The sequence below is a fragment of the Streptomyces durmitorensis genome (assembly GCF_023498005.1).
Taxonomy (GTDB): Bacteria; Actinomycetota; Actinomycetes; order Streptomycetales; family Streptomycetaceae; genus Streptomyces; species Streptomyces durmitorensis.
On sequence record NZ_CP097289.1, the window covers coordinates 4,317,512 to 4,332,072 of the forward strand.

The 14,561-nt window shown below is 69.1% G+C and carries 17 protein-coding genes; 6 read left to right on the forward strand and 11 right to left on the reverse strand.

The features are described from left to right. Window positions 1-40 precede the first annotated feature (40 nt). From M4V62_RS19325 to M4V62_RS19335, 3 genes are all read right to left on the reverse strand, one after another. The gene (locus tag M4V62_RS19325) at window positions 41-565 is read right to left on the reverse strand and encodes a GNAT family N-acetyltransferase (RefSeq protein ID WP_249588500.1); all 525 of its coding nucleotides are present in this window, start codon (window positions 563-565) and stop codon (window positions 41-43) included. Window positions 566-707: 142 nt separating this feature from the next. Then, window positions 708-1,871 (reverse strand): aminofutalosine synthase MqnE, encoded by a 1,164-nt coding sequence (gene mqnE, locus M4V62_RS19330; RefSeq protein ID WP_249588501.1) that lies wholly within the window; start codon window positions 1,869-1,871, stop codon window positions 708-710. Window positions 1,872-1,952: 81 nt separating this feature from the next. Beyond that, window positions 1,953-2,408, reverse strand: a complete 456-nt coding sequence (locus M4V62_RS19335; RefSeq protein ID WP_249588502.1) for an Lrp/AsnC family transcriptional regulator — start codon at window positions 2,406-2,408, stop codon at window positions 1,953-1,955. Window positions 2,409-2,567: 159 nt separating this feature from the next. Between M4V62_RS19335 and M4V62_RS43595 the strand changes: the two genes are divergently transcribed. Further along, the gene (locus M4V62_RS43595; RefSeq protein ID WP_283779097.1) at window positions 2,568-2,696 is read left to right on the forward strand and encodes a hypothetical protein; all 129 of its coding nucleotides are present in this window, start codon (window positions 2,568-2,570) and stop codon (window positions 2,694-2,696) included. On the opposite strand, the gene M4V62_RS19340 is transcribed toward M4V62_RS43595, so the two are convergent. From M4V62_RS19340 to M4V62_RS19350, 3 genes are read right to left on the reverse strand one after another with little or no spacing between them, the layout of a single operon-like run. Further along, on the reverse strand, window positions 2,693-3,373 hold the full coding sequence (locus M4V62_RS19340) for a UbiX family flavin prenyltransferase (RefSeq protein WP_249588503.1): 681 nt from the start codon (window positions 3,371-3,373) through the stop codon (window positions 2,693-2,695). The two genes, M4V62_RS43595 and M4V62_RS19340, sit on opposite strands and share 4 nt — an antisense overlap. A gap of 9 nt (window positions 3,374-3,382) precedes the next feature. After that, complete coding sequence (gene mqnP / locus M4V62_RS19345) at window positions 3,383-4,306, reverse strand: menaquinone biosynthesis prenyltransferase MqnP (RefSeq protein WP_249588504.1); 924 nt, start codon at window positions 4,304-4,306, stop codon at window positions 3,383-3,385. A gap of 2 nt (window positions 4,307-4,308) precedes the next feature. After that, entirely contained in the window at window positions 4,309-5,766 is a 1,458-nt protein-coding gene (locus M4V62_RS19350) for a menaquinone biosynthesis decarboxylase (RefSeq protein WP_249588505.1), read from the reverse strand. A gap of 71 nt (window positions 5,767-5,837) precedes the next feature. Between M4V62_RS19350 and M4V62_RS19355 the strand changes: the two genes are divergently transcribed. Together M4V62_RS19355 and M4V62_RS19360 are read left to right on the forward strand one after the other, a co-directional pair. Continuing rightward, window positions 5,838-6,179 (forward strand): PLD nuclease N-terminal domain-containing protein, encoded by a 342-nt coding sequence (locus M4V62_RS19355; protein ID WP_425575329.1) that lies wholly within the window; start codon window positions 5,838-5,840, stop codon window positions 6,177-6,179. A 25-nt stretch (window positions 6,180-6,204) separates the two neighbouring features. Beyond that, window positions 6,205-7,134: a LysR family transcriptional regulator gene (locus M4V62_RS19360; protein WP_249592901.1), complete on the forward strand. Its 930-nt coding sequence runs from the start codon at window positions 6,205-6,207 to the stop codon at window positions 7,132-7,134. Here M4V62_RS19360 and M4V62_RS19365 read toward each other — a convergent pair. Next, entirely contained in the window at window positions 7,061-7,996 is a 936-nt protein-coding gene (locus M4V62_RS19365; RefSeq protein WP_249588506.1) for a DMT family transporter, read from the reverse strand. The genes M4V62_RS19360 and M4V62_RS19365 overlap by 74 nt on opposite strands. Before the next feature lie 116 nt (window positions 7,997-8,112). Between M4V62_RS19365 and M4V62_RS19370 the strand changes: the two genes are divergently transcribed. After that, a complete protein-coding gene (locus M4V62_RS19370) occupies window positions 8,113-8,565 on the forward strand; it encodes a nucleoside deaminase (RefSeq protein WP_249588507.1) in 453 nt (150 codons plus the stop codon). Here M4V62_RS19370 and M4V62_RS19375 read toward each other — a convergent pair. After that, on the reverse strand, window positions 8,562-8,885 hold the full coding sequence (locus M4V62_RS19375) for an ArsR/SmtB family transcription factor (RefSeq protein ID WP_249588508.1): 324 nt from the start codon (window positions 8,883-8,885) through the stop codon (window positions 8,562-8,564). The genes M4V62_RS19370 and M4V62_RS19375 overlap by 4 nt on opposite strands. A gap of 117 nt (window positions 8,886-9,002) precedes the next feature. Between M4V62_RS19375 and M4V62_RS19380 the strand changes: the two genes are divergently transcribed. Both M4V62_RS19380 and M4V62_RS19385 read left to right on the forward strand, forming a co-directional pair. Next, the gene (locus M4V62_RS19380) at window positions 9,003-9,980 is read left to right on the forward strand and encodes a quinone oxidoreductase family protein (protein WP_249592902.1); all 978 of its coding nucleotides are present in this window, start codon (window positions 9,003-9,005) and stop codon (window positions 9,978-9,980) included. Between the two features lie 33 nt (window positions 9,981-10,013). After that, window positions 10,014-11,006, forward strand: a complete 993-nt coding sequence (locus M4V62_RS19385) for an isopenicillin N synthase family dioxygenase (protein WP_249588509.1) — start codon at window positions 10,014-10,016, stop codon at window positions 11,004-11,006. A gap of 42 nt (window positions 11,007-11,048) precedes the next feature. On the opposite strand, the gene M4V62_RS19390 is transcribed toward M4V62_RS19385, so the two are convergent. From M4V62_RS19390 to resB, 3 genes are all read right to left on the reverse strand, one after another. After that, a complete protein-coding gene (locus M4V62_RS19390) occupies window positions 11,049-11,573 on the reverse strand; it encodes an SRPBCC domain-containing protein (protein ID WP_249588510.1) in 525 nt (174 codons plus the stop codon). Between the two features lie 85 nt (window positions 11,574-11,658). Next, window positions 11,659-12,768 (reverse strand): c-type cytochrome biogenesis protein CcsB, encoded by a 1,110-nt coding sequence (gene ccsB / locus M4V62_RS19395; protein ID WP_249588511.1) that lies wholly within the window; start codon window positions 12,766-12,768, stop codon window positions 11,659-11,661. Then, entirely contained in the window at window positions 12,765-14,561 is a 1,797-nt protein-coding gene (gene resB / locus M4V62_RS19400; RefSeq protein ID WP_249588512.1) for a cytochrome c biogenesis protein ResB, read from the reverse strand. The genes ccsB and resB overlap by 4 nt, the downstream gene beginning before the upstream one ends.

Consider the following 14,561-nt stretch of genomic DNA (forward strand, 5'->3'; position numbering starts at 1 on the left):
CGGCAAGGGGGTGAGCCTCGCGGGAACCTCGCGGGAACCGTCAGCCGAGCGGGAGCAGCATGGTGATGTCGTCGCGGTCGTCACCGGGGGCGACGCGGATGGCGCCGGGCACCCGCCCGACCTCCTTGTATCCGCAGGACTCGTAGAACCGGTCGACCCCGATGCCGCCCCGGCAGGTCAGCCGGATCGCCTGGATCCCGTCGAACCCCCGGGCGGCGTCCGCGGCGGCGGCCATCAGGTCGCGCCCGTATCCCTTGCCCTGGTGCTTGGGGTGCACCATCACCACGTACAGCCAGATCCAGTGCTTCATCAGGCGGTGCGTGTTGTAGGCGAGGAAGGCGGTCGCGGCGACGGTGCCGTCCTCGTCGTACCCGACGAGCAGCCGGGTGTCCCCCTGGCTGAGCTGGGTCAGGCGCTTGAGCCACTCGGGCCGGATGTCCTCGACCGTCACGGGCGGCACGAAGCCGACGGCCCCGTCGGCGTTGGACACGTCGACCCAGAGGGCGAGGACGCCGTCGCGGAGGGCGGGATCGATCTCCGGGTCCAGCCGGAAGGTAAGTGCCATAGTGGCAGATTAACTATTACTCATCCCGCGCCTCAACCGCGTTCCGCATCGCGGACACCGAACGCGACGAACGCTGCGAACGGGGCGAACGCGACGAGCCCCGGCCGGAGGGGCCGGGGCTCGCCGTCCGTTCGCGGGTGCGTCAGACCCGCATCGCCTGCGGGGTCTCCCGCAGCGCCAGGTCGGGACCCTCGTACTCACGGATCGACTCGTAGCGGGTGTTCCGCTCGACGGGGCGGAAGCCCGCCTCGCGGATGAGGTCGAGCAGGTCGTCGCGCGTCAGCTTGTTCGGCGTGCCGAAGTTGTCCGCGTCGTGCGTGATCTTGTACTCGACGACCGAGCCATCCATGTCGTCCGCACCGTGCTGCAGCGCGAGCTGCGTCGTCTGCAGGCCGTGCATGACCCAGAAGACCTTGACGTGCGGGACGTTGTCGAAGAGCAGCCGCGAGACCGCGAAGGTCTTCAGGGCCTCGGCGCCCGACGCCATGGTCGTCCGCGCCTGGAGGCGGTTCCTGACCTTGCCGTCCTTCATGTCCACGAAGTCGTGCTGGTACCGCAGCGGGATGAAGACCTGGAAACCGCCGGTCTCGTCCTGGAGTTCACGCAGGCGCAGCACGTGGTCGACCCGGTGACGGGGCTCCTCGATGTGGCCGTACAGCATCGTGCACGGGGTCTTCAGACCCTTCTCGTGCGCGAGGCGGTGGATGCGCGACCAGTCCTCCCAGTGGGTGCGGTGGTCGACGATGTGCTGGCGGACCTCCCAGTCGAAGATCTCCGCGCCGCCGCCGGTCAGCGACTCCAGGCCCGCCTCGATCAGCTCGTCCAGGATGTCGGACGCCGACATCCCCGAGATCGTCTCGAAGTGGTGGATCTCCGTGGCCGTGAACGCCTTCAGGGACACGTCCGGGAGCGCCTTCTTGAGCTCGCTCAGCGAACGCGGGTAGTAGCGCCACGGCAGGTTCGGGTGCAGGCCGTTGACGATGTGCAGCTCGGTGAGGTTCTCGCCCTCCATCGCCTTGGCGAGGCGGACGGCCTCCTCGATGCGCATCGTGTACGCGTCCTTCTCGCCCGGCTTGCGCTGGAACGAGCAGTACGCGCAGGAGGCGGTGCACACGTTCGTCATGTTGAGGTGACGGTTGACGTTGAAGTGCACGACGTCGCCGTTCTTGCGCGTGCGCACCTCGTGGGCGAGACCGCCGAGCCAGGCCAGATCGTCCGATGCGTAGAGGGCGATGCCGTCCTCACGGGACAGCCGCTCACCCGCGCGGACCTTCTCCTCCAGCTCGCGCTTGAGCCCAGCGTCCATTCCCGGCCGCCTCTCCGTGTCTGTTCCGTCTGCTCTAAATATCTGCGTAAATCAGGCCTCGCCCACGGTACGCCCCCGTACTCATCCCTCTTCGGGCAGCTCCCCGACGCGGTTCTCCCACTTCGTGGAGAGCACGATCGTCGTACGCGTCCTGGAGACGCCCTTCGTGCCGCTCAGCCTGCGGATCGTCTTCTCCAGGCCGTCCACGTCACTGGCCCGCACCTTGAGCATGTACGAGTCGTCGCCCGCGATGAACCAGCAGTCCTCGATCTCGTGCAGGTCCTTCAGGCGCCGCGCCACGTCCTCGTGGTCGGCGGCGTCCGAGAGGGAGATGCCGATGAGGGCGATGACGCCCAGACCGAGCGAGGCGGAGTCCACGGTCGCGCGGTATCCGGTGATGACACCCGCCGCTTCGAGGCGGTTGATCCGGTCCGTGACGCTCGGTCCGGAGAGGCCGACGAGACGGCCAAGTTCGGCGTACGAGGCTCTGCCGTTCTCGCGCAGAGCCTGGATGAGCTGCCTGTCCACGGCGTCCATAGGTGCGATGCCTTTCATTATTCAGCGATACCGCGAGTCTATGTGTAGAATCTAAGGCGCAACAGGGTTGAACCCCTGTGAATCTTTCGGAATCTCCGCCGATCGGCGTTGATTCTTCAAACGACACTTCACAAACAACACTCAGGAGTGAGAGACACCGTGTACTCGATCGAGATGGCCTACGCCCGGATGCGCGAGCTGCAGGACCTGGCCAACCGCTCGCGTGCCCACAAGCCCACCGCGCCCAAGGCCGAGCGCAGCACGAAGCGCGCCGCCAAGAAGCGCTAACCCCCCGAAGGGGCAGAGCCCCCACCGAGCTCTCCCTTCCAGCGGCGGTACAGCTGATGCGGCACCCCTGCCGCGTCGAGCGTCCGCCCGGCGACGAAGTCCACCAGATCCTGGATGTGCGTCGCCCCCGCGTAGAACGCCGGAGAGGCGGGCAGCACGATCGCGCCCGCCTCGTCCAGGCTCACCAAGTGCTTCAGCGTCTGCCCGTTCAGCGGCGTCTCGCGTACGCAGACCACCAGCCGGCGGCCTTCCTTGAGCGTCACGCTCGCCGACCGCTGGAGCAGATCCTTCGAGAGCCCGAGCGCCACCCCGGCCACGCACGCCGTGGACGCGGGCACGATCAGCATCCCCTTGGTCGCGTACGACCCCGACGAGGGCCCTGCGGCCAGATCCCCGGCCGCCCAGTACCGCACGCCGTCCACCGGCACGTCGAAGGTGCCCGGCTTCCCGTCGGCACCCCGCCCGAGCCACTCCCGCAGGTCGTCCTGCCAGTGCGCGTCCCGGAAGGCGATGCCCGTCTCGTCGAGGATCGTGAGGCGCGAGGCCCGCGAGACCACCAGGTCCACGCTCTGACCCGCCGCGAGCAGCGCCCGCAGCACGGCGGCGGCGTACGGGGTCCCTGAGGCCCCCGACACCCCCACGATCCAAGGCTTACGCTGCGTATCTCCTGGCTTCACGCTGTGAGCCTAGACGGTCAGGCCGCGCACCAGCAGATCGAGCAGCGCACAGACGAAGAGCGCGATACCGATGAAGCCGTTGACCTGGAAGAAGGCCCTGTTGAGCCGCGAGAGGTCATGGGGCTTCACGATGGAGTGCTCGTAGACGAACGCTCCGGCGACGACCGCGATGCCCAGCCACAGGAACGCGCCCGCGTCGGTGGCGGCGGCGTACCAGACGAACAGCGCGGTGGTCACCAGGTGACAGCCGCGCGCACCCCAGATGGCGCCCGGGATGCCGAAGCGCGCGGGCACCGACATCACGCCGACCTCGCGGTCCGTCTCCACGTCCTGGCAGGCGTAGATCAGGTCGAAGCCGCCGATCCACACGCCGACCGCGAGCCCGAGGATGACGGCCTGCCACGACCACTCGCCGGTGATCGCGATCCAGGCGCCGACCGGACCCATGGCCTGGGCCAGGCCCAGGATCGCCTGCGGGAAGTTCGTGAACCGCTTGCCGTAGGGATAGACCACCATCGGGATCACCGCGATGGGCGCGAGTGCGAGGCAGAGCGGGTTGAGCAGGGCGGCCGATGCGAGGAACACGACGAGCGCGATCAGCGCGCCGGTCCAGGCGGACTTCACCGAGACGGCGCCCGTGACGAGCTCGCGGTGGGCGGTCCTCGGGTTGCGGGCGTCGATCTCCCGGTCGATGATCCGGTTCGCGGCCATGGCGAACGTCCGCAGGCCGACCATGCAGATCGTGACCAGGAGCAGCCGCCCCCAGTGGATGTTCTCGTCCAGCTGGAACATCGCGGTCAGGGCCGCGATGTAGGCGAAGGGCAGGGCGAAGACCGAGTGCTCGATCATGACCAGGCGCAGGAACGCCTTGACCTTGCCGGGCGGGGCGGGCTCGGGCCCGAAGAGTTCCGGAGTCGCTGAATCAGCACTCATCTTTAGAGCCCGTACTCCTTCCAGCGGCGGTCGACCTTCGACGCCGTCTCCGGGTCGGACTCGACCATGTTCGGCCAGCCCCCGTCCCGGGTGTATCCCTCTTCGGGCAGCTTCTTCGTCGCGTCGATGCCCGCCTTGCCGCCCCAGAACTGCTGGTAGGAGGCGTGGTCGAGGTGGTCGACGGGACCTTCGGCCACCGTCAGGTCGCGGGCGTAGTCGGTGTTGCCGAGCGCGCGCCAGGACACTTCGTGCAGGTCATGGACGTCGCAATCCTTGTCCACGACCACGATCAGTTTGGTCAGCGACATCATGTGCGCACCCCAGATGGCGTGCATGACCTTCTGCGCGTGCTTCGGGTACTTCTTGTCGATCGAGACGATCGCGCAGTTGTGGAAGCCGCCCGACTCCGGCAGGTGGTAGTCCACGATGTCCGGGACGATCACCTTGAGGAGGGGGAGGAAGAACCTCTCCGTGGCGCGGCCAAGGGGGCCGTCCTCCGTCGGCGGCCGGCCCACGACGATCGACTGGAGCAGCGGACGCTTCCGCATCGTCACGCAGTCGATCTTCAGCGCGGGGAACGGCTCCTGCGGCGTGTAGAACCCGGTGTGGTCGCCGAAGGGACCCTCGGGGAGCATCTCGCCCGGCTCCAGCCAGCCCTCGATGACGACCTCGGCGTGCGCCGGGACCTGGAGCGGGACCGTCTTGCAGTCGACCATCTCCACGCGCTTGCCCTGGATGAACCCGGCCAGCATGTACTCGTCCATGTCGCCGGGCAGCGGCGCGGTCGACGCGTACGTCACGGCGGGCGGACAGCCGAAGGCGATCGCCACGGGGAGCTTCTCGCCCCTGCGGGCGGCCACCTGGTAGTGGTTGCGGCTGTCCTTGTGGATCTGCCAGTGCATGCCGATGGTGCGCTTGTCGTGGCGCTGGAGGCGGTACAGACCGAGGTTGCGGACGCCGGTGTCCGGGTCCTTGGTGTGGGTCAGGCCCAGGTTGAAGAAGGAGCCGCCGTCCTCGGGCCAGGTGAAGAGCGCGGGCAGCTTCTCCAGGTCGACGTCGTCGCCGGTGAGGACGACCTCCTGCACGGGCGCGTTGTCGGACTTCACCTTCTTCGGCGGCACGTGCGTCATGGCGCCGAGCTTCCCGAACGCCTCGCGCACCCCGACGAAGCCGTGCGGCAGCTCCGGCTTGAGCAGGCCGCCGATCTTCTCGCTGATCTCGCCGTACGACTTCAGGCCGAGCGCCTTCAGGAGGCGGCGGTCCGTCCCGTACACGTTCATCGCAAGGGGCATCGCCGAGCCCTTGACGTTCTCGAAGAGGAGCGCGGGGCCGCCGGACTTCTGCACCCGGTCGGTGATCTCGCCGACCTCCAGATACGGATCGACCTCGGCCTTGATGCGCTTGAGATCGCCCTCGCGCTCCAGTGCACGGAGCAGGGAGCGAAGATCGTCATAAGCCATGCGGTCAAGTATCGGTCACCGGCTACCCTGGCCCCGACAGCGGGGCCCGCACGCCGCCCTACCTTCGTCGCTTGGGGAATCGCGCCACCATGCTCCGGTATCTGCCGTTCCTGCTGGTCCTGGCCGTGTGGATCTATGCCTTCATCGATGTCCTGAACACTCCGGAGAAGGAGATCAGGCATCTGCCGAAGGTGGTCTGGGTCATCATCGTGCTGCTCTTCGGCGAGGTTCTCCTCGGACCGATCGCCTGGTTCGTCACGGGCAAGGTGCGCAAGACACCCGCCGCCGGAAGCGGCCCGCGCGCCGGGCGCGGCGGACAGTGGGTCGCGCCGGACGACAACCCCGAGTTCCTGAAGTCCCTCAGGGACGAGGACCCGGACGACAAGAAGCGGGACAAGGGCACGGAGAGCTAGGGCCAGGGCAACGGAAGGCTGAATGATGGAACTGCGGCTGCTCGTCACCTTCGAAAAAGTCGCGTCCGTACTCAGCTTCACGCAGGCCGCGGCCGAGCTGAAGTACGCCCAGTCCAGCGTCACCAGCCAGATCCGCTCCCTGGAGTCCTCGCTGGGCACCGAGCTCTTCGACCGGCTCGGCAGCCGCATCCGTCTGACTCAGGCCGGTGAGCGCCTGCTCCCCTACGCCCGGCAGATCATCGAGCTGACGGAAGAGGCACGGGCCGAGGTCGCCGACGCCGGGGAACCGAGCGGCGCGATCGCGGTCGGCACGATGGAGTCGCTGACCTCCTACCGCCTGCCCCCGCTGCTCGAACTCTTCCACCACCGCTACCCGAAGGTGCAGCTCTCGCTGCGCCCCACCCTCGGCGACGAGACCCGCCACGCGCTGCGGCAGGGGACGTACGACGTGGGGTTCCTGATGGAGCGGGAGACCACGCACGCGGGCCTGGAGACCGAGGTCCTCGCCGAGGAGCCGCTGGTCCTGGTCTGCGCGCCGACGCATCCGCTGGCCGGGCACGGGGGTGACTCGCTCGCCACGGGCGACCTGGCGGCGGTGCAGCTGGTCGGCACGGAGCCGGGCTGCCCCTATCGCGACCTGTTCGAGGACGAGCTGCGGGTGCGCAACGGCGCCCCGCCGCCCTTCATGGAGTTCGGCACGATCGAGGCCACCAAGCGGGGTGTCGCCGGTGGCCTCGGGGTGGCGCTCCTGCCGCGGGTGGCGGTGCGGGAGGAGCTGGCTTCGGGGGTGCTTGTCGCGCTGCCGTGGGAGCCGCCGTTCGTGCTGCACACGCAGCTGGCGTGGCGGTCGGGGAAGCGGCTTGCCTCGCATGTGCGGCTGTTCATCGACCAGTCGGTACGGCTGGTGCGGGAGCAGGCAGCGGAGGCTCAGCAGTCTCAGGAGCCGGTGAACTAGCCACCTTCCTGGGCGACTTGGCGCGGTTCACCTTGAGGCTCGCGAGGACGATCAGCGGTACGCCGAGCGCCTGGACGAGCCCGATGTGGTGCCCGTAGACGGCCCAGTCGGCGACCATCGCGACCGCCGGGTAGGTGAAGGCGAGTACGGCGATCTTGGCGGTGGGCAGCTTCGCGTACGCCGCGTACATCAGGACGTACATGAGGCCGGTGTGGATGACGCCGAGCCCGACCAGCCAGGCCCAGCCCGAGCCCGTGCCGCTCATCGCGCCGAAGTCGGCGAAGGGCAGCAACAGCGGTATGCCGACGAGGACTTGGACCAGGGCGATGAGGTGGGGTCGTACACCGGTGATGCGCTTGGTGACGAGCGTGGACAGGCCGTAGAGCAGTGCGGCAAGGAGCGCGAAGCCGATGCCGGTGAGCGAGCCGAGGTCGCCAGGACGCACCCCGGAGACCAGGACGAGACCGGCGAACGCGGTGGCCAGCCACATGAGTTGATGCCTGGTCAGGCGCTCGCGGAAGATGACCGCGCTGAGCAGCACGAGCAGGAAAGGCTGCGTGTGGTAGACGACGGTGGCCAGGGAGATCGAGGTCTCCTCGTACGCCTTGAAGAGGAACACCCAGTTGAAGACGATGAACGCGCCGCCGAGCGCGGCGAGTCCGAGCTTCTTCGGGGTGAGGCCGTGGCCGCGGAAGTAGCCGCGGGCGAAGGCGTAGGCGCCCAGGGCGAGGGCACCGAAGAGCACGCGGAAGAACACGACGTTGAAGGCCGACGCGCCCGACTCGACGACGAAGATCCCGAGGGTGCCGGAGAGCACCATCGCGGCGGTGAGCTGGGCCGTGCCCTTGTTCTCTGAGGTCATGCGTCGAAGCTACGAGCGGACGTATGCGCTGGTCCACGAGCCAGTGGGGCGTCGTGCCGATGGGGCCATCGGCGGGGACGATGGCTCCTGACAGGGACCTCACGAAGGGTGCACGCATGGATCAGGCACAGGCCCGCGCATGGCTCACGACCGCTGTCGACGAGGCGCGGCAGGGGCTCGCGGAGGGCGGTATCCCGATCGGCGCCGCGCTCTACGGCGCGGACGGGGTTCTGCTGGGGCGCGGGCACAATCGCCGCGTCCAGGACGGCGATCCGTCCCTGCACGCGGAGACGTCGGCGTTCCGGGACGCGGGGCGGCAGCGCACCTATCGCGGGACGACGATGGTCACGACGCTCTCCCCCTGCTGGTACTGCAGCGGCCTGGTGCGGCAGTTCGGGATCTCGCGGGTGGTCGTGGGCGAGGCGCGGACGTTCCACGGCGGGCACGACTGGCTCGCGGAGCACGGCGTGGAGATCGTGGTCCTCGACGATCCCGCGTGCGCGGCGATGATGGAGGACTTCATCGCGGCGCGGCCGGAGCTGTGGCACGAGGACATCGGAGCCGACTAGTCGGGCCGCAGCACCAGCGCGAGCAGGCCCGGGAAGCGCGCCTCGAACTCCTCCCGGCGGAGCCGGTTGACCCGTCGCGGCCCCTCGTCCCGCTGCTCGACGATCCCCGCTCCCCGCAGCACCCCGAAGTGGTGGCTCAGCGCCGCCTTGCCGACGGGTACGTCGAAGCTGCCGCAGGCGCGGGACCAGTCGGGGGACGACGCCAACTCCCGTACCAGTTCCAGGCGTACGGGATCGGCCAGTGCGGTGAGCGCGGTCAGTACGGACACCTCGTCCGGGTGCACGTGCACCGGCGCCGCGCGGTGATGCGTGTTCGCCACGGCCGACCCCTCCCTCCCCCTCGGCCTCTTGCCGAGTGTTCGATGAAAACCATACACTCCGAGTGTTCGCTTCCCGTTAAACACTCGAAGAGGTGCCCAGCCATGCCCATGTCCACCATGCGCGCGATCCAGTTCCAGGAGTACGGCGGCCCCGAGGTCCTCAGGGTGGCCGACACGAGCGCCCCCGAGCCCGGCCCCGGCCAGATCACCGTCGACGTCGCCTACACCGGCGTGAACTTCGCCGACCTCAAGGCCCGCGCCGAGGGCTACCGCGTGCCCTCGCTGCCCTACGTGCCGGGCCTGGAGGTCTCCGGTCGCGTCCGGGCGCTCGGCGCGGGCGTCGAGGGGTTCGAGGTCGGCCAGGAGGTCGCCGCGCTCACCGAGGGCGGGGCGTACGCCGAGGTCGCGCTCGCCGATGCCACCACGGTGTTCGCCCTGCCGGACGGCGTGGACCTGCGCACGGCCGCCACCCTGCCCACGGTCCTGCCCACCGCGCACGCCCTGCTCCACGAAGTGGGCCGGCTGCGCGCGGGCGAGACGGTCCTCGTGCAGGGCGCGGCCGGCGGAATCGGCACGGTGGTGGGCCAGTTGGCGAAGGCGGGCGGCGCGGGCGCGGTGTACGGCGTCGTGTCGAGCGAGGCCAAGGCCAAGTACGCCCTTGAGCACGGGTACGACGAGGTGTTCGTCGGGGACGGCTTCGCCGCGGAGGTCCGCGCGGCCACCGGCGGGCGCGGGGTGGACCTCGCCCTTGACCCGGTCGGCGGCGACGCGTTCCGCGACGGGCTCGCCGCGCTCGCCGTCTTCGGCCGGCTCGTCTCCTTCGGCAACGCGAGCTCGGCGGAGCCGTGGCAGGTGGGCCAGCCCGAGCTGTACGGGACGGCGCTCGGAGTCTTCGGCTTCTCGATCCTCTCCCTCGCCAAGACGGCACCGCAGGCCCTGCGCGAGGTCGCGGCCCGCGCCTTCGCGAAGGTGGCCGACGGGACGGTGGAGCTGCCGGTGACGGCGGAGTTCGGCCTCGCGGACGCGGCCGACGCGCATCGCCTGATGGGGGCGCGCACGAGCACGGGGAAGCTGCTGCTGCGGGTGGCGGGCTGACGTCACGGCCTGTCCGGGAGGACAGTGAAGAGCATGACGACCTCCTCGGGAGAGCACGGCAGGGGCGAGCCCCGCATCCCCACCATCGACCTGGAACCGTGGCTCTCCGGCGACCCGGCGGCCCGTGCCGCCGTCGCGCGGACCGTGGACCGCGCGCTGCGGACGGCCGGGTTCCTGCTGGTGACCGGCCACGGCGTGGACCCGTCCCTGCGCACACGCATCCGGGCAGCGGCCCGCGCGTTCTTCGTACTCCCCGCGTCGGTCAAGGAGCCGTACGCCGCGAAGGTCGGCGGGCGCGGCTGGCTCGGCCCCGGCGCCGAGGCCAACGGCTACGCGGAGGGGACCGAGACCCCGCCCGACCTCAAGGAGTCCCTGACCTTCGCGACCGAGCGCCCCTTCGACGACCCGGCCGTCAACGCCGAGTGGTACGAACCGAATGTCTGGCCCGCGGAGGCACCCGGACTGAGGGCTCTCTGCTCGGCCTACCTCGCCCGGATGGAGAAACTCACCGACCAGCTCCTCACCCTCCTCGGCGAGGCACTGGGCGAGCGGCCGGACTTCTTCACACGGCACATGAGTCACCCGACGTACGGCTTCAATATCAACTGGTACCCGGGCACGGAGGTCGTGGGGAAGCCGCAGCCCGGCCAGTTCCGCATCGGCCCGCACACCGACTTCGGCACGGTCACCGTGCTCGACCGGCAGGCGGGCAAGGGCGGACTCCAGGTCTTCACCGACGAGGGCGGCTGGCAGGACGCCCCGTACGACCCGGAGGCGTTCACCGTCAACATCGGGGATCTGATGGCCCGTTGGACCGGCGACCGCTGGCGCTCGGGCCGCCACCGGGTCCTGCCGCCACCGGCCGACGCACCGGCCGAGGAGCTGATGTCCCTGGTCTACTTCGGCGAGTGCACGCCGGGCACGCTCGTGGAGTCGGTGCCCGCGCCGGTGGGGCGGGTGGCGTACGAGCCGGTGGACTCGCACACGTATCTGCGGGCGAAGCTGGACGCGATCACGCTGGGCTGATCACGCTGGGCTGATCTCCCTGGGCTGTTCTCCCTGGGCTGATCACTCGCTCTTCGCGTACGACTCGCGCAGCTCGCGCCACCGGTCCAGGCTCCACGCCGACCAGTCCTTCGGCCGCCCGTCGAGCGCGTCGACGAGGAACTCGAAGTGGTTGTGCCAGCCGGCGAGGCAGTCGAGGCGCAGCTCGTCGTCGCCGTCGAACTCGTTGGTGAAGCGGAGGGTCGTCCCTGCCTTGCCGTCGGCCGTCTCCAGGTGGAAGCGGCACCGTCCGTGCAGGTCGATCGTGTACTCGGCGACCCGCTCCGGGTCCCACGCGGTGATGTGCCCGGAGTGCGTGGCCGACTCGTCCCCGTTGAGCCAGCGCAGCGAGACCGCACCGCCGAGCCGCGGCTCGAACACGTCGGCGGCGGCAAGCCACCCCGGAAGACCTTCCGGGGTGGCCACCGCGGCCCAGACTTTTTCCACAGGGTGGGGAAGGCGGAGCTCGTGGTGGAGGTGCTGGGTCGGCCCCCCGGTACCGGTGGGGCGCTCCGTCCTGCTCGTGCCCTGCCCGATGATCGCGGTCATGGCCCAAGCCTGGCCCGGTACGCCCCGTTCCGCACCCCTTGCGCGTACTTACGGGCGGCGTACGGCAAAGGGCGGTGCGGGGGGGTCAGACCCCCGCGTACGAGTGCTTGCCGGTGACGAAGATGTTCACGCCGTAGTAGTTGAACAGCCAGCAGCCGAAGGCGATCAGGGCCAGGTAGGCGGCCTTGCGGCCCTTCCAGCCCGCGGTCGCGCGCGCGTGCAGGTAGCAGGCGTAGGCGACCCAGGTGATGAAGGACCAGACCTCCTTGGGGTCCCAGCCCCAGTAGCGGCCCCACGCGTCGCCCGCCCAGATCGCGCCCGCGATGATCGTGAACGTCCACAGCGGGAAGACCGCGGCGTTCACGCGGTAGGCGAACTTGTCGAGGGAGGCCGCGGAGGGCAGCCGCTCCATGACGGACGTGGCGAACTTTCCGGGCTGTCCGCCGCGCTCCAGCTTCGACTCGTAGCTGTCCCGGAAGAGGTAGAGCACCGTCGAGACGCCGCCGACGTAGAAGACCGCACCGCAGAAGATCGCGGTGGAGACGTGGATCCACAACCAGTACGAGTGAAGGGCGGGAACCAACTGGTCGCTGGCGGTGTACAAGACAGTGACGGCGAGACCGAGATCGAGGAGGACCGTGGTGATCAGCGGAAGCCCGAGCCAGCCGACGTTCTTCTTCAGCGCCATGAGCACGAGGTACACACCCACGGCCATGGTCGAGAAGGTCAGGTTGAATTCGTACATATTGCCCCACGGCGCCCGCTGCACCGAAAGGGCGCGGGTGAGCACACCACCGAATTCGACGAGGAAGGCGAGCACGGTGAGGGACACGGCGATACGGCCGTAGAGGTCCCCCTTCTCGTCACCTGCCGAGGCACCGGGACCGTCCGGCACGTCACGGGTTCCGGTGACGGAGCGGGTGACGACCTTGGGGGTGGACTTGGGGCGGTCGAGGACGGCGGTGCCGCCCTTGGCCTGGACGGTGACGGCGGGCGCCTTGGCGGCGACGGCATCCGTCTTGGCGGTCAGCGCGGCGGCCGTGCGGCCGACCTTGCTGCGGCTGCCGAAGATCCACTCTGCCATGTGCGCGAAGAAGGCAAGAAGGTAGACGGCCATCGCGGAGTAGATCAGCACATTGCTGATGTGCGCGAGGTTCTCATTTGGTTCGGCGGCGAGGGTGGTGGCGAGATTCACTTCTCAGCCCCTTCGGCAGGAACAACATCGGGGGTGGAGTCGGCATGCGCGGCATCGGGGGTGTCACCGGCATGATCGGCATGGTCTGGATCGGGCGCGCTCGGCGCCGTCTCGTGAAGGTGTGCGGCGAGGTCGCCCAGTTCCTCGGGCAGCTTGGCGGACTCGCTGCGGCCGAGCCCGGCCATCTCGACGACGGTGACACCGTCGGCGCCCCGCACGGCCCGCACCCACACGCGGCGGCGCTGGATGAACAGCGATCCGGCGAGTCCCGCGATGGCGCAGATCGCTCCGACGAGCGCCCACATGCTGCCGGGCTGCTGGGAGATCTGGAAGGTCGCCCAGCGCTTGATGTCCTTCTCGAAGGTGATCGAGCCGGCGCCGTTCGGCAGCTTCATCGTCTCGCCGGGCACCATCCGCTTCTTCAGGAGCTCGCCCTTGGAGTCCTTGAACTTCTCCATCTTGCTGGTGTCCAGCTGGTAGACGTTCTGCGGCAGCCCGGAGTCCACACCGAGGCTCCCGTGGTACGCGGACAGCGCGAGCACGGGATAGTCGAGCGCGGGGAACTGGGAGAACATGTTGCCCTGGCCGGAGCCCGCGAACGTCGGCACGAAGAAGGCGTTGAAGCCGAGCTGCTCCTTCTTGCCGTTCTTGTCGCGGTACCCGTCGAGGATCTTGATGGCGCCGGTGGCCGTGCCGTTGGAGTCGATCGGAAGGAGCGGCGTCGACTGCCTGCTGACGACCTTGCCCTTGCCGTCGCGCACGGTGACGGTCGGCGCGTAGCCCTGGCCGATGAGGTAGACCTTCGAGCCGTCGACCTCGAGCGGCTTGTTGACCTCGATGGCCTTCTTCTTCTCGGGGCCGTCGATGCCCTCGCTGTAGGTGACGTTCGCACGGTAGGTGCGGGCCGTCCCCTTCTCGGGGCCCTTCCTCTCGAACGACGACTCGAAGCTGTCCAGCTTGAAGGTGAACGGCGCCAGGTCGTCGGTGTTGAAGAGGTTGCCGGACTTGAAGTTGTCGTACTGGGTGAGGGTGTTGGAGAACCCGTCGCCCTGGACGATGAGCTTGCCGCCCTCGGACTTGAACAGCGCGCCGACGGCGAAGGCCACCAGGAGCACGATCAGGGAGATGTGGAAGAAGAGGTTGCCCGCCTCACGCAGGTAGCCCTTCTCCGCGGCGACGGACGCCCCGCCGCCCTGGCGGCTCGTGAGGTCCGCGCGGAAGCGCCGCCCCTTGAGCAGGGTCAGCGCGGCCTCGTGCACCTGCTCGGGCTCCGCCTCGGTGCGCCACGTGGTGTACGCGGGCAGCCGGTCGAGCCGTTTGGGGGCGCCCGGCGGGCGCCCGCGCAGCTGGCCGACGAACTGCCAGGTGCGGGGCACGATGCAGCCGATGAGGGAGATGAAGAGAAGGATGTAGATCGCCGAGAACCACACGGAGCTGTAGACGTCGAACAGCTGGAACTTCTCGTAGATCGGCCCGAGCGTGGTGTGGGCCTTCTTGAAGTCCGCGACCTTCAGCTCGTCGATGCTGGTCTGCGGGATCAGCGAGCCCGGGATCGCGCCGAGCGAGAGCAGGAGCAGCAGGAGCAGCGCGACCCGCATCGAGGTCAGCTGCCGCCACATCCAGCGCACCCAGCCGGTGATCTCACGGCCGGTCCAGACGAGCCATCCGGTGACGCCGGGAGCGCGCCTGCCGCCGAAGGATCCTGGCATCGCCCGGTCGACCGGGGCGGTGGAGAGCTGGGAGCCCGCGGCGCCCAGGTCGCTCTGTTCTTCAGGGGCTTCGGTCTTGCTCAT